The sequence below is a fragment of the Lysobacter capsici genome (genome assembly GCF_014779555.2).
Lineage (GTDB): Bacteria > Pseudomonadota > Gammaproteobacteria > Xanthomonadales > Xanthomonadaceae > Lysobacter > Lysobacter capsici.
Map to the genome: position 1 here is coordinate 5,866,465 of NZ_CP094357.1, position 17,366 is coordinate 5,883,830.

14 protein-coding genes are annotated in these 17,366 nt (G+C 68.2%); 6 read left to right on the plus strand and 8 right to left on the minus strand.

Annotated elements, in window-relative coordinates; all coding sequences use genetic code 11:
* Window positions 1-205 precede the first annotated feature (205 nt).
* The 3 genes from IEQ11_RS24130 (at window position 206) to IEQ11_RS24140 (ending at window position 1,952) form a co-directional block, all read left to right on the plus strand.
* A complete protein-coding gene (locus tag IEQ11_RS24130; RefSeq protein ID WP_191822663.1) occupies window positions 206-625 on the plus strand; it encodes an I78 family peptidase inhibitor in 420 nt (139 codons plus the stop codon).
* A gap of 431 nt (window positions 626-1,056) precedes the next feature.
* Window positions 1,057-1,518: a guanyl-specific ribonuclease gene (locus IEQ11_RS24135; RefSeq protein WP_191822664.1), complete on the plus strand. Its 462-nt coding sequence runs from the start codon at window positions 1,057-1,059 to the stop codon at window positions 1,516-1,518.
* Window positions 1,515-1,952, plus strand: a complete 438-nt coding sequence (locus tag IEQ11_RS24140; RefSeq protein ID WP_191822665.1) for a barstar family protein — start codon at window positions 1,515-1,517, stop codon at window positions 1,950-1,952. The genes IEQ11_RS24135 and IEQ11_RS24140 overlap by 4 nt, the downstream gene beginning before the upstream one ends.
* A 30-nt stretch (window positions 1,953-1,982) precedes the next feature.
* On the opposite strand, the gene IEQ11_RS24145 is transcribed toward IEQ11_RS24140, so the two are convergent.
* The 3 genes from IEQ11_RS24145 to IEQ11_RS24155 form a co-directional block, all read right to left on the minus strand.
* Window positions 1,983-3,065 (minus strand): DNA topoisomerase IB, encoded by a 1,083-nt coding sequence (locus IEQ11_RS24145; protein ID WP_191822666.1) that lies wholly within the window; start codon window positions 3,063-3,065, stop codon window positions 1,983-1,985.
* Window positions 3,066-3,138: 73 nt separating this feature from the next.
* Window positions 3,139-3,372: a hypothetical protein gene (locus tag IEQ11_RS24150; RefSeq protein ID WP_153019115.1), complete on the minus strand. Its 234-nt coding sequence runs from the start codon at window positions 3,370-3,372 to the stop codon at window positions 3,139-3,141.
* Between the two features lie 86 nt (window positions 3,373-3,458).
* Complete coding sequence (locus tag IEQ11_RS24155) at window positions 3,459-4,730, minus strand: TCR/Tet family MFS transporter (protein ID WP_191822667.1); 1,272 nt, start codon at window positions 4,728-4,730, stop codon at window positions 3,459-3,461.
* Between the two features lie 488 nt (window positions 4,731-5,218).
* Here IEQ11_RS24155 and gltB point away from each other — a divergent pair, with 488 nt between their 5' ends.
* Together gltB and IEQ11_RS24165 are read left to right on the plus strand one after the other, a co-directional pair.
* Complete coding sequence (gltB, locus tag IEQ11_RS24160; protein WP_191822668.1) at window positions 5,219-9,688, plus strand: glutamate synthase large subunit; 4,470 nt, start codon at window positions 5,219-5,221, stop codon at window positions 9,686-9,688.
* 268 nt (window positions 9,689-9,956) lie between these two features.
* Window positions 9,957-11,489 (plus strand): FAD-dependent oxidoreductase, encoded by a 1,533-nt coding sequence (locus tag IEQ11_RS24165; RefSeq protein ID WP_191822669.1) that lies wholly within the window; start codon window positions 9,957-9,959, stop codon window positions 11,487-11,489.
* Window positions 11,490-11,638: 149 nt separating this feature from the next.
* On the opposite strand, the gene folE is transcribed toward IEQ11_RS24165, so the two are convergent.
* The 3 genes from folE to IEQ11_RS24180 form a co-directional block, all read right to left on the minus strand.
* Window positions 11,639-12,232: a GTP cyclohydrolase I FolE gene (gene folE / locus IEQ11_RS24170; RefSeq protein ID WP_057923011.1), complete on the minus strand. Its 594-nt coding sequence runs from the start codon at window positions 12,230-12,232 to the stop codon at window positions 11,639-11,641.
* A gap of 270 nt (window positions 12,233-12,502) precedes the next feature.
* Window positions 12,503-12,853 carry a hypothetical protein gene (locus IEQ11_RS24175; protein WP_052756473.1) on the minus strand — a complete coding sequence of 117 codons (351 nt, stop codon included), beginning with the start codon at window positions 12,851-12,853 and terminating at the stop codon, window positions 12,503-12,505.
* A gap of 158 nt (window positions 12,854-13,011) precedes the next feature.
* Window positions 13,012-14,700 (minus strand): GGDEF domain-containing protein, encoded by a 1,689-nt coding sequence (locus IEQ11_RS24180; RefSeq protein ID WP_036105158.1) that lies wholly within the window; start codon window positions 14,698-14,700, stop codon window positions 13,012-13,014.
* A gap of 171 nt (window positions 14,701-14,871) precedes the next feature.
* Between IEQ11_RS24180 and IEQ11_RS24185 the strand changes: the two genes are divergently transcribed.
* Complete coding sequence (locus IEQ11_RS24185; protein WP_191822670.1) at window positions 14,872-15,381, plus strand: hypothetical protein; 510 nt, start codon at window positions 14,872-14,874, stop codon at window positions 15,379-15,381.
* Between the two features lie 21 nt (window positions 15,382-15,402).
* On the opposite strand, the gene IEQ11_RS24190 is transcribed toward IEQ11_RS24185, so the two are convergent.
* A complete protein-coding gene (locus IEQ11_RS24190) occupies window positions 15,403-16,395 on the minus strand; it encodes a multidrug resistance efflux transporter family protein (protein WP_247024662.1) in 993 nt (330 codons plus the stop codon).
* The gene (gene bioC / locus IEQ11_RS24195; RefSeq protein ID WP_046658336.1) at window positions 16,392-17,303 is read right to left on the minus strand and encodes a malonyl-ACP O-methyltransferase BioC; all 912 of its coding nucleotides are present in this window, start codon (window positions 17,301-17,303) and stop codon (window positions 16,392-16,394) included. Before bioC ends, IEQ11_RS24190 begins: the two co-directional genes overlap by 4 nt.
* Window positions 17,304-17,366 lie beyond the last annotated feature (63 nt).

The window sequence follows — 17,366 nt, forward strand, 5'->3', positions numbered from 1 at the left end:
CACCGATCCGACTCGGTGCGTTCGCTGTGGATCGCCAGCGCTCGCACCACCCAATGCGGATAACGCCGCGCGCGCTGTGAACGAAGTCGCGGATCGCGCGATCGGGTTTCCGCGTTAACCCTGGACACAGCCACTGCGGCGCAGGCTCGCCCCATCGTGCCGCGCGGGCATTCCGCCCTGCGCGGCGTCGCTGAAGGAGATCGCCATGTCGAACCGGATCGGCCCGCTGTTCCCGCTGCGCCTTCATAACCTACCCGCCGCCCGCCTGCTGTCGGGCGCGGTATTGGCCGCGACCCTGCCCCTGGCGATGGCCGCCTGCGCCGGACTGCGCCCCACCGAAGAAATGCCCAGTTCGGCCGAACAGGGCGGCGCGGTCGAACCGATCGCCCCGGGCGAACCGCACCCCATGCCCGCGCCGCGCACCTGCAACGCCGACGCGGCCAAGGCCGCGCTGGTCGGCAAGACCGCCGACGCCGCCACGGTCGAACGCGCGCGCACCCAGGCCGGCGGCCACACCGTGCGCGTGCTCAAGCCGGGCCAGGCGATCACCAAGGAATACATGGACGGTCGGGTCAACGTGCATGTCGACGAGAACAACGTGATCGTCGATGTGGGTTGCGGCTGAGCACGCGAGCCCACGCAACGCGCTACGAACGCCTGCGACGATAGCGAAGCACGCCACGGCCGCGACCCCGCATTCGCCAAGCGAGCCACAACATCGCCCCGCGTGACGCAAGAAACCCCGGTGCAACGCCGCGTCCCCGCGCGGCGTTTCACCCATCACTGCCGTTGTGTCGATGCCCCCTGTAGGAGCGGCGCAAGCCGCGACCGCGCCACCCCGACCACGACGCAGCCCCGCCGTCGCGCCGACATCCCGGACACCGAGCTCGCAAACCTGGCGACCGACACGCGCCCCGCGGCGACACCGCGGCCGCAACCATGAATCTCGCCGAATACCGCGCAAATCCATCGGCCCACAACACCGCCGCCGCATCGAAGCAGCGCCAACCAACTACGTGCTCTAAACTGCGACCATCGTCCGCGAGGGTCACCACCATGCGCCGCAACCTGTGGCTGATCGCCGCCGTACTCCTGATCGGCCTATGGGCATGGTCCCAGCATTCAGCGCGTACGCCGGTCGCGACATCCGCCTCGGACAGCGCGTCGCACCGCGAACAGGGCCCCGTCGGCAACGACACGGTGCGCGGCGACGACAGGCGCGGCGACGCCTACCCCGCCTTCCTGCCCCGCGAAGCCCACGACGTCCTGCGCCGCATCGCCGCGGGCGGCCCGTTCGACCATCGCCAGGACGGGAGCACCTTCCAGAACCGCGAGAATCGCCTGCCGAAACAGCCGCGCGGTTACTACCGCGAGTACACGGTGGAGACGCCCGGCTCGGACGATCGCGGCGCGCGCCGCATCGTCACCGGCGGCGATCCGCCGCGCGAGTATTTCTACAGCGACGATCACTACCGCAGCTTCCGGCGCTTCGACCTTGCCGAAGGAGCCTCGCGATGAGCGCCATCGATCCGCGCGAACTGCTCGCCGATCCGGCCCAGGCCGGCGCCTATTTCATCGATGCGCGCGACGCGCGCGCGCTGGCCGACGCCGCGACCGAACTGGAGTTCGCGCTGGCGCGGGTCGATTTCAGCGATTGCACGGGTAAAGACGACGCGCTCGAACGCATCGCGCGCGCACTGCGTTTTCCCGCCTGGTTCGGCGGCAACTGGGATGCGCTCAACGACAGCGTCAACGACCTGTCGTGGTGGCCGGCGCCGGGCTATGTGCTGCTGATCGAACACGCCGGCGCGTGGCAGGCGCAGCACAGCGACGACGCGGCGACCCTGATCGAAATCCTCAACGACGCCGCCCAGGACTGGGCGAAAGCGCGCACCGCGTTCTGGGCGCTGCTGCCGTTGCCGCAGGCCGAACTGGCGCAGATGGCGCCGTGATCGCCCTGCCCGCGCCGGCCGCGCCCGCGCTCAGCCGGCGTGCTTGCGCGCCTGCTTGAGGAACCGCAGCGCCGCGCTTTCCCACTGCAACTCGCTGCGCGCGCCGTCGGCGTAACGCGACAATCGGCCTTCGCGCCAACCGCTGAACACCGCCGGATCGATATAGGCCTTGCGGCAGACGCTCGGCGTATTGCGCAGCGCCTGCGCGACTTCGCCGATCACCGCGTTCTGCGCGAGCAGCAGCGCGCGCTCACTCGGCTTGCCGGTGCGCGAGGGCTCGGGCAGCGGCAACTCGGCCAGACGCCGGAACGCGGCCAGGGTGCCGCCCCAGGTGCGGAAGTCCTTGGCGGTGAAGTCCGCGCCCATGGCCTCGTGCAGGTAGGCGTTGACCGCGCCGGAATCCACCGGTTGCAGACGGCCGTCGTCGTCACGGTACTGAAACAGCGCCTGCCCCGGCAGCTGCTGACAACGACGCACCTGCGCGACCAGCTTGGCGTTGTCGAGTTCGACCTCCAGCGCCAGCCCGCCCTTGCCGCGAAAACGAAACCGCGCGCGGCCGCCGCGCAGGAAATCGACATGGCGATTGCGCAAGGTGGTCAGGCCGAACGAGCGGTTGCTGCGCGCGTATTCGTGATTGCCCACGCGCAACAAGGTTTCGGCCATCACCGCGACCACGATCGCCAGCACCTTGTCGCGCGGGAAGCCCGGCAACTTGAGGTCGCGCCGCACTTTGCGCCGCAGCGCCGGCAAGGCCCGGCCGAAGGCGATCACGCGTTCGAACTTGCCTTCGTCGCGGGTCTGCCGCCATTGCGGGTGATAACGGTATTGCTTGCGCCCGCGCGCATCGCGACCGGTGGCCTGCAGATGGCCGCGCGCGTCGGTGCAGATCCACACCTGCGTATAGGCCGGCGGGATCGCCAGCGCGCGGATGCGTTCGAGGGTTTTCGCCGCGCTCACCGCCCGCCCGCGCGGATCGCGATAGACGAAGCCGCGGCCGGCGCGGCGGCGCTCGATGCCCGGCTCGCCGTCGTTGACGTAACGCAGGCCGGCCGCGCGCGCGGCGCGGCGGTTGGCGACCGCGGGCAAGGCTGCGGAAGATTTGGACTGGCTCATGGCCCAGCAATACGGGCCGCCGCGTCAAGGTCGCGACAAGGATGCGGATCGGCCGCCGCCGAACCCTAACGGTTCAGCGTGGCGCGTCGTCCTTCTTCTTGAAGTCGACCTTCTCGCCCTTGCTGTCGCTGTTCCATTTGGCCTCGGTCTTGCGCTCGCACCACGCGGGCGGGGTTTCGCCCGGACGGGTCGGGCCGCTGGCGCATTCGGGCCGCGCATCCACCGCGGCATTGGTGTCGCGGTACTCGACGCCGCCGCAGGCGCTCAGCGCCACGGCGGCAAGAAGCGGAACGATCAAAGCACGCATGAGAACTCTCCTGATCAATACCCGCGACCTTGCCGGCCGCGCGCCGCGCCCACCTGTGCCATCGGTCAGGTAGGGCAATGGCATATTCAGACGGCCGCTTCGGCTTCCGCCGCCGCGGGCGTCGTCGCCGGCACGCGCGCGTAACGCCACGCGATCAGCAGGCCGATGCACAGCAGGATCGCGGCGATGAACCACGGCGCGCCCGGCAGATGGATCGGCGAGGTCTTGCCGATGAAGTAACCGAAGCTGCCGGCGAACAGCGCCGGGCCGAGCACGCCGGCCAGCGAGATCAGGCTCATCAGCGCGCCCTGGATGCGGCCTTGCTCGCTCGGGCCGACCTGACGGGTGACCAGCGCCTGGGTCGCCGGCGCGGCCATCGCCCACAGCGCGCTGATCGGCAGGCCGATCAGGAACAGCGTGCCGACATCGGCCAGACCATAGATGACGAAACCGACCACGCCGCAGCCCAGACCGAGCAGCAAGGTGCGGCGTTCGCCGAGTCTGGCCACCACGCGCCCGATCAAACCGACGTTGACGATGATGTTGCACACGCCCACCACCAGCAGCACCCAGCCGACTTCGCGCAGACCCCAGTGATATTGGTAATCGGCGAACAGCACGAAGATGCTCGGATACACGTAGTGCGCCATGTTGGCGATGAACACCACCGCGGCCAGGCCGAACACCTGCGGGTAGCGCTTGAGCAGCATCAGCGAACCGAACGGGTTGGCGTGCGCCCAGTCGAAGCGCGCGGTGCGCTTTTCCTTCGGCAGCGATTCGGGCAGCACGAACAGGCCGTAGAAAAAGTTCAGCAGCGCCAGCCCGGCGGCGAACCAGAACGGCAGGCGCAGGTCGACTTCGCCCAGGTAGGCGCCGATCAGCGGCCCGACCACGAAGCCCACGCCGAACGCCGCGCCGATCATGCCGAAGCTCTTGGCGCGCTGCTCGGGCGGGGTGATGTCGGCGATGTAGGCGTTGGCGGTGGTGAAGCTGGCCGCGGTGATGCCGGAAATGATCCGGCCGATCAGCAGCAGCGGCAGGGTGTCGACCACCGCCATCAGCACGAAATCCAGGCCTAGGCCCAGGCACGACAGCAGGATCACCGGACGCCGGCCGTAGCGGTCCGACAGGCTGCCCTGGATCGGCGAGAACACGAACTGGATCAGCGCGAACACCGTGCCGAACAGCCCGACCCAATAGGCCGCGCGCGCGGTGTCGCCGTCGACGAAGCGCTCGATCAGGTGCGGCAGCACCGGAATGATCAGGCCGAACGACAGCACGTCGATCAGCACGGTGACGAAAATGAAGACGAGCGCAGCTCGACGCGCGCCCGGGGCGGGAGCGGAAGACGTGGTCATGGGGTAGGCGGCCGCCTGAGGGGATAACAGTCGGCGCAGTCTAGCGCGCGGTCGCGCAAGCGGCAGGGACGTTTGTCATGCGCAGATGGTTTCGCGCGTTACCAATTGTCTCGCGGCCCGGTGATTTTCCCATTGCGATCATCGACTTGGAAAAACCGCTGTGAGCGCGCGCGCTCACAAAACCGGCCCCCGTGCCGGGATCGCAATTCCCGCGTCCGGGAGTGAATTGCCGCATCGCACAATTTGTGATTTATTCGGAGCACGCTCGGTTTCAAGGCCGTCGGTACGGGATCGTCTCCCTTGCCATTGGCGGATGCGCCCTGCGTGCGGGCCACACGGCCACGCGCTGAACGACACAGCGACATCGCGAAGACTTCGCATTGGGAACCCATCAGGAATCCGGCACTAAAACCATCGGCACCCCACAACCCAATGCGTAGCGGTAGCGAGCTAGCGATCCACGGAACACCCACGGTCCCGGAGATGCGATGCAAGCCAAGCAACAAAGCCCCAGCCAACAGGGCCTCTACGACCCCCGCGACGAGCGGGACGCCTGCGGTTTCGGGCTGATCGCGCAACTCGACGATCGCCCCAGCCGCGCCCTGGTCGACCGCGCCCTGGAGGCGCTGTCGCGCATGACCCATCGCGGCGGCGTCGCCGCCGACGGGCTCAGCGGCGACGGCTGCGGCCTGCTGATTCGCCAGCCCGACGCGTTCTTGCGCCTGATCGCGCGCGAAGCCAACATCCGGCCCGGCCCGCATTTCGCCGCCGGCCTGGTGTTCCTGCCTCACGATCCCGAGCAGGCCACGATCGCCCGCGACACCCTCAACGACACCCTGCGCGCCGAAGGCATGCGCGTCACCGGTTGGCGCGTGGTGCCGGTCAATCTCGACGCCTGCGGCGATCTGGCGCGCAAGACCATGCCGCGGATCGAGCAGATCTTCGTCGACGCGGCCGCGCCGTTCGATCCGGCCGGTTTCCAGCGTTCGCTGTTCCTGGCGCGCCGCCGCGCCGAACAGCGCCTGCATGCGATCAAAGACTTTTATGTGGTCAGCCTGTCCTCGGCCAGCATCGGCTACAAGGGCATGGTGCTGCCGGATCGGCTGATGCAGTTGTATCCGGACCTGCAACGCGCCGAACTGGCCGCGAGCGCGGTCGTGTTCCACCAGCGCTTCTCCACCAACACCACGCCGCGCTGGCCGCTGGCGCAGCCGTTCCGCCTGCTCGCCCACAACGGCGAGATCAACACCATCGCCGGCAATCGCGCCTGGGCGCAGGTGCGCGCGCACGCCTGGCGCACGCCGACCCTGGACCTGCGCGAGTTCGATCAGATCGTCAGCACCGACGGCTCGGATTCGCAGAGCCTGGACAACATGCTCGAGGTGCTGCAGGCCGGCGGCATGGACCTGCTCAAGGCGATGCGCATCCTGATCCCGCCGGCGACCCAGTCGCTGGAGTACAAGGACGCCGACCTCGCCGCGTTCTACGAGTATTACGCGCTCAACACCGACCCGTGGGACGGCCCGGCCGGCATCGTCACCTGCGACGGCCGCTATGCCGCCTGCACGCTCGACCGCAACGGTCTGCGCCCGGCGCGCTGGCTGCGTTCGCGCGACCGCCACTTCCTGATCGCCTCGGAAGCCGGGGTGTGGGAACTGCCGGTCGAGGAGATCGAAGCCAAGGGCAAGCTCGGCCCGGGCGAGATGATCGCCGCCGACCTGTATCAGGGCGAATTGCTCGACTCCGACGCGATCGACCGCATCAACCGCGCGCGCGCGCCGTACAAGCGCTGGCTCAAGCAGGGCATGACCTACCTGCACAGCGAGCTGATCGATCCCAACCTCGCCGCCGAACCGTTCGATCCGGAAACCCTCGCCGGTTTTCAGAAGCTGTTCCAGCTGACCCGCGAAGAACGCGAGCAGGTGCTGCGCCCGCTGGCCGAGATCGAACAGGAAGCCACCGGCTCGATGGGCGACGACGTGCCGATGGCGGTGCTGTCGCAACAGGTGCGGCCGCTGTACGACCACTTCCGCCAGGCCTTCGCGCAAGTCACCAACCCGCCGATGGACCCGCTGCGCGAGGACTGCGTGATGTCGCTGGCGACCCAGATCGGGCGCGAGGGCAACGTGTTCGTCGACGGGCCGAACAACGTCGGCCATATCCATCTCAACTCGCCGGTACTCGCGCAACGCAAGCTGCGCCAGCTGCTGTCGATGGCGCCGTACGATCAGTCGCATCGCTACATCGACTTGAACTACACCGCCGAGGAAGGGCTCAAGGCCGCGATCTTGCGGCTGTGCCTGGAAGCCGAAGAGGCCACCCGCGAAGGCATCGTGCTGCTGATCGTCACCGATAGGCGCCCGCGCCGCGACGCGCTGATGATGCATGCGCTGCTCGCCACCGGCGCGATCCACCAGCACTTGAGCAAGGTCGGCCTGCGCTGCGAAGCCAACCTCATCATCGAGACCGGCACCGCGCGCGATCCGCATCACTTCGCCTGTCTGATCGGTTTCGGCGCGACCGCGGTGTATCCGTATCTGGCCTATCAGACCCTGCACGATCTGGGCGCGCGCGGCATCCTGCGCACCAAGCACGGCGAAGTCGCGCAGATCGGCCGCAGCTACCGGCGCGCGATCAAGAAGGGCCTGCTCAAGATCATTTCGAAGATGGGCATCGCGACCATCGGCAGTTACCGCGGCGCGCAGTTGTTCGAAATCATCGGCCTGGATAAGGAAGTCGTCGACCTGTGCTTCACCGGCGCGCCTTCGCGCATCGCCGGCGCGGGGTTCGACCTGTTGCAGCAGGACAATCAGACCCTGGCCGACATCGGCTGGGACGCGAATCGTCTGCCGGAGATCGGCGGCCTGCTCAAGTACACGCCCGGCGGCGAATACCATCTGTTCAATCCCGACGTGGTCACGCGCCTGCAACGCGCGGTCGGCAGCGGCGATTGGGCGGACTGGCAGCATTACGCCGAAGCGGTCAACGAACGCCCGACCGCGGCACTGCGCGATCTGCTCGAACTCAACGCCGATCCGGCCAAGGCGATTCCGCTCGATCAGGTCGAGCCGGTCGCCGACATCGTGCGCCGCTTCGATTCGGCGGCGATGAGTCTGGGCGCGTTGTCGCCCGAAGCGCACGAAGCGCTGGCGATCGCGATGAATCGCTTGGGCGGGCGTTCGAACTCGGGCGAAGGCGGCGAAGATCCGGCGCGTTATCGCACCGACAAAGTGTCGAAGATCAAGCAGATCGCCTCGGGCCGGTTTGGCGTCACGCCGGAATACTTGGTCAACGCCGAAGTGCTGCAGATCAAGATCGCCCAGGGCGCCAAGCCCGGCGAAGGTGGTCAGCTACCGGGCCACAAGGTCAACGAGCTGATCGCGCGATTGCGTTATGCGATGCCGGGCATCGGCCTGATTTCGCCGCCGCCGCATCACGACATCTATTCGATCGAGGATCTGGCGCAGTTGATTCACGACTTGCGCCAGGTCAATCCGCAGGCGTTGATCTCGGTCAAGCTGGTGTCGCACGCGGGCGTGGGCACCATCGCTACCGGCGTGGCAAAGGCCGGCGCTGACTTGGTCACCGTGTCCGGCCACGACGGCGGCACCGGCGCGAGCCCGCTGTCGTCGATCCGTTATGCCGGTACGCCGTGGGAACTGGGTTTGGCCGAAGCGCGCCAGGCCCTGATCGCCAACGATCTGCGCGAACGGGTGATCCTTCAAACCGATGGCGGCCTGAAGAGCGGCCTGGACGTGATCAAGGCCGCGCTGCTCGGCGCGGAGAGTTTCGGTTTCGGCACCGCGCCGATGATCGCGCTGGGCTGCAAGTACCTGCGCATCTGCCATCTCAACAATTGCGCGACCGGCGTGGCCACCCAGGATGCCGGCCTGCGCCGCGAGCATTTCACCGGCCTGCCCGAGCGGGTGGAGAATTTCTTCCGCCTGCTCGCCGAGGAAGTGCGGCATTGGCTGGCCTCGCTCGGCGTGCGCACGCTCGGCGAAATCGTCGGCCGCACCGATCTGCTCAAGCAAAGCGAAGGCGACAGCGCGCGTCAGCAGCGGCTGGACTTGTCGCCGTTGCTGGCCGGTTCCGGCCTCGCCCACGGCGGCCATTGCGGCATGCCGGCGCCGGCGGCCGAACCCGACGGCCTGTCGGCGCAGCTCGAAGCCGATCTGGCCGAGGCGATCGCGAACAAGGCCGGCGGCGATTACAGCTACAAGATCCGCAACACCGACCGCAGCATCGGCGCGCGCCTGTCCGGGCGGATCGCGCGCGCGCACGGCGATCGCGGCATGAGCGATGCGCCGATCACCTTGCGCTTCAGCGGCACCGCCGGACAGAGCTTCGGCGCGTTCCAGGCCGGCGGTCTGCAGTTCGAATTGTCGGGCGAAGCCAACGATTACGTCGGCAAGGGCATGGCGGGCGGACGCATCGTGCTGCGTCCGCCGGTCGGCGCGCGCTATGTCGCCAACGAGACGCCGATCCTCGGCAACACCTGCCTGTACGGCGCCACCGGCGGCGAGCTGTACGCGGCCGGCCGCGCCGGCGAACGCTTCGCCGTGCGCAATTCCGGCGCGACCGCGGTGGTCGAGGGCGCCGGCGATCACTGCTGCGAGTACATGACCGGCGGCGTGGTCGCGGTGCTGGGCCGCACCGGTTTGAATTTCGGCGCGGGCTTTACCGGCGGCATGGCGTATGTGCTCGATACCGAGCGCGATTTCGTCGATCGCTACAACCACGAGTTGATCGACATCCTGCGCATCTCGGCCGACGGCTTCGAACATCACCGCTCGCATCTGCACGATCTGCTGGAGACGCATGTGGCCTTGACCGGCAGCGTGTGGGCGCGGCGGATTCTCGATGAGATGCGCGATTATCTGGGCAAGTTCTGGCTGGTGAAGCCCAAGGCGGCGAGTCTGGAGTCGCTGGCTGAGACGTTGAGGAGTGCGGCGTGATGGTGACGACGCGTCTGATCGGAAAAGCAAATCCCCCCTGCCCCCCTTTTTCAAAGGGGGGGACGGCAAAAGCAAACGCGGTAGCTAGGAAGGTAACGACGATGGCCGGCAATTCGCGATTGGAGCACCCGAGCGAACACCTCCATACCCGATCGAAAAAACCGATCGGGTTCCCCCCTTTGAAAAAGGGGGGCCAGGGGGGATTTGCTTTGGCTGTTGCTTCTAACGCGACCGCCACCCATCGACAACGCCAACCAGGCACGCCGCAATGACCAAGAAGCAAGTCTTCCAATTCCGCGACGCCCCGCGCGAAATGCCCTCGCGCATCCCGCTGCAACTGCGCCTCAACGGCGACTGGGGCGAACTGTACGGCCGCTTCGCCGACGTCGAAGCCAAGAAGCAGGCCGGCCGCTGCCTGGACTGCGGCAATCCCTACTGCGGCTGGGCCTGCCCGCTGCACAACTACATTCCGCAGTGGCTCGAACTCGCGCGCGAAGGCCGCCTGCACGAAGCCGCGTCCTTGTGCCACGAAACCAATCCGCTGCCCGAAGTTTGCGGCCGGGTCTGCCCGCAGGACCGCCTGTGCGAAGGCAGCTGCACCCTCAACGACGGTTTCGGCGCGGTCACCATCGGCGCGGTCGAGAAGTACATCGTCGACAACGCGCTCGCCGACGGCTGGCGTCCGGATCTGTCGACGGTGAAGGCCACCGGCCATCGCGTCGCGATCGTCGGCGCCGGCCCGGCCGGACTGTCGTGCGCGGATCGTCTCGCGCGCGCCGGCATCCAGGCGGTGGTGTTCGATCGTTACGAGGCGATCGGCGGCCTGCTGCATTTCGGCATTCCCAGCTTCAAGCTGGAGAAGTCGGTGATGGTCAAGCGCCGCGAAGTGCTCGAAGGCATGGGCGTGCAGTTCCGGCTCGGGGTCGAGATCGGCCGCGATATCAGTCTGGATGCGCTGACCGCCGAATTCGATGCGGTGTTCCTGGGGCTGGGTTCTTACCGCTACACCGACGGCGGCCTGCCCGGGCAGGATCTGCGCAACGTGCTGCCGGCGCTGCCGTTCCTGGTGCAGAACGGCCGCGTCGTGCAGGGCGACGGCGACAACCTGCGTTCGGCGCCGATCGCCGGCTGGGAGGATCAGCTCGAACTGCCCGACCTGCGCGGCAAGCGCGTGGTCGTGCTCGGCGGCGGCGACACCGGCATGGACTGCGTGCGCAGCGCGGTGCGCATGGGCGCGGCGCAGGTGCGCTGCGTGTATCGGCGCGACGAGGCCAACATGCCCGGCTCGGCGCGCGAGGTCGCCAATGCGCGCGAGGAAGGCGTGGAATTCCTGTTCAACCGGCAGCCGCTGGAACTGCTCGGCGACGGCACCACGGTCAATGCGGTGCGTGTCGCGCAGACCCGGCTGGGCCCGCCGGACGCGCGCGGCCGTCAACGCGCCGAAGCGATCGAGGGCAGCGAATCGGTGCTCGACGCCGACGTGGTGATCATCGCGTTCGGCTTCCAGCCCGATCCGCCGGCGTGGCTGGCGCAGCAAGGCATCGAACTGGCCGACAACGGCCGGATCAAGGTGCTGGCGACCTCGGGCAACTGCGCGACCAAGCGCAAGGCGGCGGCGGGCTTGCCGTACCAGACCACCAATCCGAAGGTGTTCGCCGGCGGCGACGCGGTGCGCGGCGCGGATCTGGTGGTGACCGCGGCGTTCGAAGGACGCGAGGCGGCGGCGGGGATCGTGGCGTTGCTGAGCGAGCGGGCGCCGGTGGCGGTGCAGAACAATTCGCCGTTGGCGAAGGTCGGCTGACATTTTCCCTTCTCCCGCTGGCGGGAGAAGGTGCCCGAAGGGCGGATGAGGGCGTGCGAAGCGGAAGAGACGGCGCGATCTGCAGTCGCCGCGCCCTCACCCCAACCCTCTCCCGCACGCGGGATAGGGGGTAAATCGCGGGCGCTGAATCAGCGTCCCGGACCCACGTCGATAAACCGCAGGAACTCCGCGCGCGTGCGCGCATCGTCGCGGAACATGCCGAGCATCTTCGAGGTGATCATGCTCACGCCGCGCTTGTGCACGCCGCGGGTGGTCATGCATTCGTGCGCGCCCTCGATCACCACGCCCACGCCGAGCGGCTGCAGCACGTCCTGGATCGACTGGGCGATCTGCGCGGTCATCTTCTCCTGCACCTGGAAGCGCCGCGCATAGGTCTCGACCACGCGCGCCAGCTTGCTGATGCCGACCACCTTGCCGTTGGGCAGGTAGCCCACATGCGCCTTGCCGATGATCGGGGCCATGTGGTGCTCGCAATGGCTTTCGAACTCGATGTCGCGCAGCACGATCATTTCGTCGTAACCGGCGACTTCCTCGAACGTCCGGGCCAGGTACTCGCGCGGATCGTCGGTGTAACCGCTGAACCAGTCGCCGTAGGCGGTAACCACGCGCTTGGGCGTGTCGAGCAGGCCCTCGCGGTCGGGATCCTCGCCGGCCCAGCTCAGCAGGACGCGGACCGCGGCTTCGGCCTGCTCGCGTGAGGGCTTGTTGTCGTTGTCGGCCATGACGCGGCCTCTTGCGGGTGGGACCGGCATCCTACTCCACCGGGCCGTTCGCGCCGAGTGCGCCGGCCGCAACGCCGGGTTCCAGCCGCCGTGCCGCCCAACCCCGCAAGCCCGCGACTGCTGCGAATCCCCAATCCCCAATCCCCAATCCCCAATCCCCAATCCCGAATCCCGAATCCCGAAAATAAAAAAGGCCGCCCCGATGAACCAGGGCGACCAGAAGCTCCCCGGGGGAGAGAGACCTAGGGAGATTGGCCAGCGCGCATGCTTTCAGCGCAAAGGCCGATCGAGCGCGTGCGGCAGGTTGCGCTCTATGTGGTGCCATCCGTCGCGCACCGCGTCGCGCGCTTCGGCCCAGTGCAATCGCGACGCGGCCCGGGCATGGCCCCAGCCGCGCGCCAGCTGCGCTTCGACGTCCTCGAAACGACGGCCGCCGCATTCCAGAAAGCTGTCGTAGCCGTAGCGATAGGCCGGTTCGTAGTCGGGCCATTCGCGACCGGCGCTGTAATAGGCGGCGAAGCGGAACTCACGATGGAAATGCTCGCGGTACTCGCCCGGATCGATCGCCCGGGCGACCTCCGCGCCGACGCCCTGTTCGTCGTGCTGGGTCATGGTGTGCATCAGCTTCCGTGTACGGCGCGTACGTCCATGCGGCCCACGCTAGGCCCAGGCGGATGCAATGCAGGTGAAGATTCGCCGCTAATTCGGCGATATTCAGCTTGGGCCGGCGGCCCGCTCAGCAGCGTCACGGCCGCGTGATGGCGCCCTGTGCCGGTGGGTCATTCGGAATGCAGAATCACCGCGACATCGCGGCCACTGTTCTGTGCCACGCTGATCGCGTTGCGCCCGGCCGAGGCCGCGCTGCGCAGCGCCACGCGGACCCGTTCGAACAACGCCGCCACCTGCTCGCCGCGCTGCGACATGGCCAGGCCGATGCTCACGCTCATGACGATTTCGTGGCTGTCGATGCGGAACGGGCGCTGCGCGAAGGTGTCGGCGATGCGTCGCGCGAGCAGTTCGCATTCGACCCGCTCGCATTCGCTGACGATGCCGAAGCAGTCGCCGTCGATGCGCGCGATGGTGTCGTCCGGACGCAGCACCCCGCGCATGCGCGCGAGCGCCTGCTGCAGCAGCGCGTCGCCGACCGCGCGGCCGTAGCGCGCGTTGACCTCGCCGAAGCCGTCCAGGTCGACCAGCAGCAGGCCGTAGGTATTGACGTTGAGGCTGCCTGGCGAGGACCAGGCCTCGAGCATCTGCTCGAGCACCTGGGCGTTGAGCGCGCCGGTCAGCGGGTCGCGTTCCACCGACTGCCGCGCCAGCAGCAGGATGCGGTGGCGGTTGGCGGCGTGCTGGCTCAACGCCAGCGCGAGCACGGCCGATTCCAGCACCGCGGTCAGGGCCAGGCCGCGCTCGGCCCATTCGGCGTCCTGCAGGCCCAGGGTGTTGGCGGCGAGCGCGGCGGCGAACACCAGCATCGGGGTCCAGCCGAGCAGGTAATAACCGGCGTACGGCGCGCCCTTGCGCCAGGCCGCGACCGCGATCACCAGCATCAGCGGCACGCCGAGCAGCAACAGCGCGTTGCCGCCGATGTACCACCAATTGTAGGAATGTTCGCGCAGCACCAGCAGGACCAGCAGCCAGGCCATGTTGGCCCACTGGATGATGCGCAGCACCCAGGTGGTGCGCGGCATCAGCCGCGGCAGGTCGAGGAAGCGCAGGCTGAAGCCGATCTGGAAGATCGTGGCCAGGGTCGCCAGCGCCCAGCCGACCGCCGGTTCGCTGGCCAGGCTGGCCAGGCCCCACATTTCCGAGGCGTCGCCGGACAACAGCAGCAGATAGGTCGCCATGCAGCCCAGGTAGGCGCCGTAGCCGAGGTAGACGAAGTCGCGGAACGCGACCCACACCCCGACCATGGCCACCGCCATCAGCATCATCGCGGTGAACGCGGCGGCCATGAAGCGCGCGTCGCCGCGCTCCTGGCGGGCCAGTTCGGGAATGCTGGCGAAGGACAGGCGGATCTCGCTCATCGCCGCGCGGCCCTTGATCCGCAGATAGGCGACCGACGACGGCGGCCAGCCGTTGGGCAGGGCCAGCACCCAGCCGCGCCGCATCAGCGGCACGCCGCCGTGCTCGGCGTCCTCGACCTCGCGCGCGCCGGCGCCGGGCGGGTAATACAGCAGCGGCCCCATCGCACGCGGCCCGCGCAGGACCAGCAGCTGGCCGTCCTGGGCGCCGATCGAGCGTTGGCTGGTCAGGCGCAGCCAATACCCGGCGTCGCGCCGCGGCAGGCTGAAGCGGATCACGTCCTCGGGCCGTTCGGCGACCAGGCTGCGGATCACCGGCGCCCCGACCGGCGGCGCCTGCAGGTCGGTATCGGTCAGCAACACCTCGACCTTCAGCGATTGCGCCGCGGCCGGCAGACACAGGCAGGCCAACGCGATCAGCAGCGCCCACAGGCCAATACGCATACCCCGGTCCGCCCTCGTATCGGTGAGCGTCGCAGTCTAGCCCGAGTCGATCCAGCTTTGGGGTGGCCTGGGTGTGCCGAAGGCACGGTCGCCTTGGGCCGTGGCGTGGGGCAGACATCCACAGCTCGGGGCACGGTGCGGATGGGGTGGCGGTCGTCAGATCACCGCTGAATGTTGCTGTTTCTATTGCTGTTGCTGTCGCTGTTGCCGTTCCCCCCTTTGGAAAAGGGGGGCTGGGGGGGATTCGCTTTTCGATCCGGTCGCCACGCCAAACGCAAAAGCGAATCCCCCGCGCACCGATCACTTCCGCGCAACCAACCCGCACTGGCGCTCGCCCTCTTTTACAAAGTGGGCGCCAACTTTCGCGCGCGACATCGGCAGGGTGCCGGCCTTGCATCGATCGACCCTGCATGCATCGCCATCCGAAACCCTAGGCTTTTGCTGTTCCCCTCTTTGGAAAAGGGGGGCTGGGGGGATTCGCTTTTCGATCCGGTCGCCACGCCAAACGCAAAAGCGAATCCCCCGCGCACCGATCACTTCCGCGCGACCAACCTGCATCGGCGCTCGCCCCCTTTTACAAAGTGGGCACCGACTTTCGCGCGCTACATCGGCAAGGTGTGGAACCTGCATCCATCGACACCACATCCATCACCATCGGAAGTCAGCCGCGCAAGCCAATAGCCCCGCAAGCATCAACCCGCCTCACCCACCCCGATCGCTGCGCAATTCCTTCACCCGACGCTCGTTGCCCGCCGCCGCGCGCGCGGCGACCACGCTGAAGGCCACGATGCCCAGCATCACCACGCAGGCGCCGACCAGGGCCCGCCCCTGCGGCCAGGCTTCGCCCAGCCACAGCGCGCCGATCACGGTGGCGAACAGGATCTCCGCGGCCTGCATGGCCTCGGCCGCGGCCAGCGCGGTGGGGTCGTTGCGCACCATGCCGGTGGCCTGGAAGAACAACACGGTCGCGATCACGCCCGCGCTCAAGGCCACGCCCGCGGCCAGGCCGATCTGACCCATCGGCGGCGCCCCGGCCTCGACGCCGGCATACACCGCCAGCGCCCACCACAGCGGTTGGCTCGCCAGGGTCATGCCGAATACGCGCTGAGTCGCGTTGAGCTCGATCCCGGCCTGCTCCAGATGCAGCAACAACCCACGGTTGCCGAGCGGATAGGCGACCGCCGACACCGCCACGCAGATCAGCGCGATCCAGCCGGCGCGATCGAGCGTCCCGCCGCCATGACCGAACTGCAGCAGCAACACGCCGGCCACGATCACCGCGCCGATCAGCAACGCCGGCCACGGCACCTTCGCCCGTGCATCGCGATACAGCAAAGGCGCGCACAGCATGCCGGCGATCACGGTGAGCTGGAAGGTCGCGGCGATCAGCCACGACGGCCCGCTCGACGCGGCGTAACTCAGGCAGACATAGAACAGAACGAAACCGATCCCGCTCCACAGCAGCCACGGCCCGGGATGCGCGCGAATCGCCCGCCACACCGGACGCACGCCGCCAAGCAGCGGCATCACCAGCAACAGCATCGGCAGCGTCAACAGATAACGCAGCGCCGCGGTCCAGGCCCAATGCCCGCCGTCGTTGGCGGCGGCGCGATTGAGCACGTAGGTGCAGGTGAAGAACAAGGCCGCGGCGAGCGCGATCAGCACCGCCCACAGCGCCCGACGGCGATCGCTCACGAGCGCGGCCTGATCCGGATGCTCGACACCGGCACCTGCACTTCATCGACTCCGCCCACGCGAATCGGCGTGCCCGGCTCGGGGCCCCAGGCGTGCGCGTAGATCACTTCCCAGGTCGCCGGCAGTTGGCCGTTGTCGCCGCGCAAGGCTTCGTACGCCTGCGCGGCGCGGGCGAAACGCTCGCGCCCGGTCAGCGCGCGCCGGCGCGTGCTCATCGCATTGGTCGCGCCGAGCGTGCGCAGCTCGCGCATCAGATGCCCCAGGTCGGGATGACCCAGAGTGAATTCGTCGCGATCGAGCACCGGATTCTTGAACCCCGCGGCGATCAGCGCATCGCCGAACTGGGCGATCGACGGGAACAGGCTTACGTGCGGCGCGGCGTCCGCTTCGGCGAACGCACCACGCAATTCGTACAGCGTGTCCGGACCGAAGGTCGACACCAACAGCAAGCCGCCGGGCTTGAGCACACGGCGGAAACCGGCGAATACCGCCGGCAAATCCTCGACCCATTGCAGGCACAGATTCGAAAACAGCACATCGACGCTGCCATCGCGCAACGGCAGCGCGCGCGCATCGGCGCAGACCGGATCGGGCCGGCGCGCACCGCCGAGCAGACGCGGACGCCAGCCGCCGTCGCCGAAATGGCCGCGCGCTTCGCGCAGCATCGGCAGGGCGAGATCGAGCGCGATCACCTGCGCGCGCGGCCAGCGTTTCTGCATCGCCGCGCTCAGATGACCGGGGCCGCAGCCGATATCGACCACGACCTCGGGCGCGCGATCGTCGAGGTATTCCAGGGTTTCCGACAGGCGCGCGCCGACTTCGCGCTGCAACGCGGCGGCGCCGTCGTAGCCGTGCGCGGCGCGCGAGAACGAACGGCGAACCTGGCGGTGGTCGAACAAATCGGTCATGACGGTATCAACTGCACAATGCGGTAAACGGGTGGGCGGCGATGGAGCGGTCGGTTTGAGCGA

What these genes read in the sequence shown, in the direction of transcription:
- IEQ11_RS24130 (WP_191822663.1), top strand. Translation starts at nt 206, where the DNA reads ATGTCGAACCGGATCGGCCCGCTGTTCCCGCTGCGCCTTCATAACCTA.
- IEQ11_RS24135 (WP_191822664.1), top strand. Translation starts at nt 1,057, where the DNA reads ATGCGCCGCAACCTGTGGCTGATCGCCGCCGTACTCCTGATCGGCCTA.
- IEQ11_RS24140 (WP_191822665.1), top strand. Translation starts at nt 1,515, where the DNA reads ATGAGCGCCATCGATCCGCGCGAACTGCTCGCCGATCCGGCCCAGGCC.
- IEQ11_RS24145 (WP_191822666.1), bottom strand. Translation starts at nt 3,065, where the DNA reads ATGAGCCAGTCCAAATCTTCCGCAGCCTTGCCCGCGGTCGCCAACCGC.
- IEQ11_RS24150 (WP_153019115.1), bottom strand. Translation starts at nt 3,372, where the DNA reads ATGCGTGCTTTGATCGTTCCGCTTCTTGCCGCCGTGGCGCTGAGCGCC.
- IEQ11_RS24155 (WP_191822667.1), bottom strand. Translation starts at nt 4,730, where the DNA reads ATGACCACGTCTTCCGCTCCCGCCCCGGGCGCGCGTCGAGCTGCGCTC.
- gltB (WP_191822668.1), top strand. Translation starts at nt 5,219, where the DNA reads ATGCAAGCCAAGCAACAAAGCCCCAGCCAACAGGGCCTCTACGACCCC.
- IEQ11_RS24165 (WP_191822669.1), top strand. Translation starts at nt 9,957, where the DNA reads ATGACCAAGAAGCAAGTCTTCCAATTCCGCGACGCCCCGCGCGAAATG.
- folE (WP_057923011.1), bottom strand. Translation starts at nt 12,232, where the DNA reads ATGGCCGACAACGACAACAAGCCCTCACGCGAGCAGGCCGAAGCCGCG.
- IEQ11_RS24175 (WP_052756473.1), bottom strand. Translation starts at nt 12,853, where the DNA reads ATGCACACCATGACCCAGCACGACGAACAGGGCGTCGGCGCGGAGGTC.
- IEQ11_RS24180 (WP_036105158.1), bottom strand. Translation starts at nt 14,700, where the DNA reads ATGCGTATTGGCCTGTGGGCGCTGCTGATCGCGTTGGCCTGCCTGTGT.
- IEQ11_RS24185 (WP_191822670.1), top strand. Translation starts at nt 14,872, where the DNA reads ATGTTGCTGTTTCTATTGCTGTTGCTGTCGCTGTTGCCGTTCCCCCCT.
- bioC (WP_046658336.1), bottom strand. Translation starts at nt 17,303, where the DNA reads ATGACCGATTTGTTCGACCACCGCCAGGTTCGCCGTTCGTTCTCGCGC.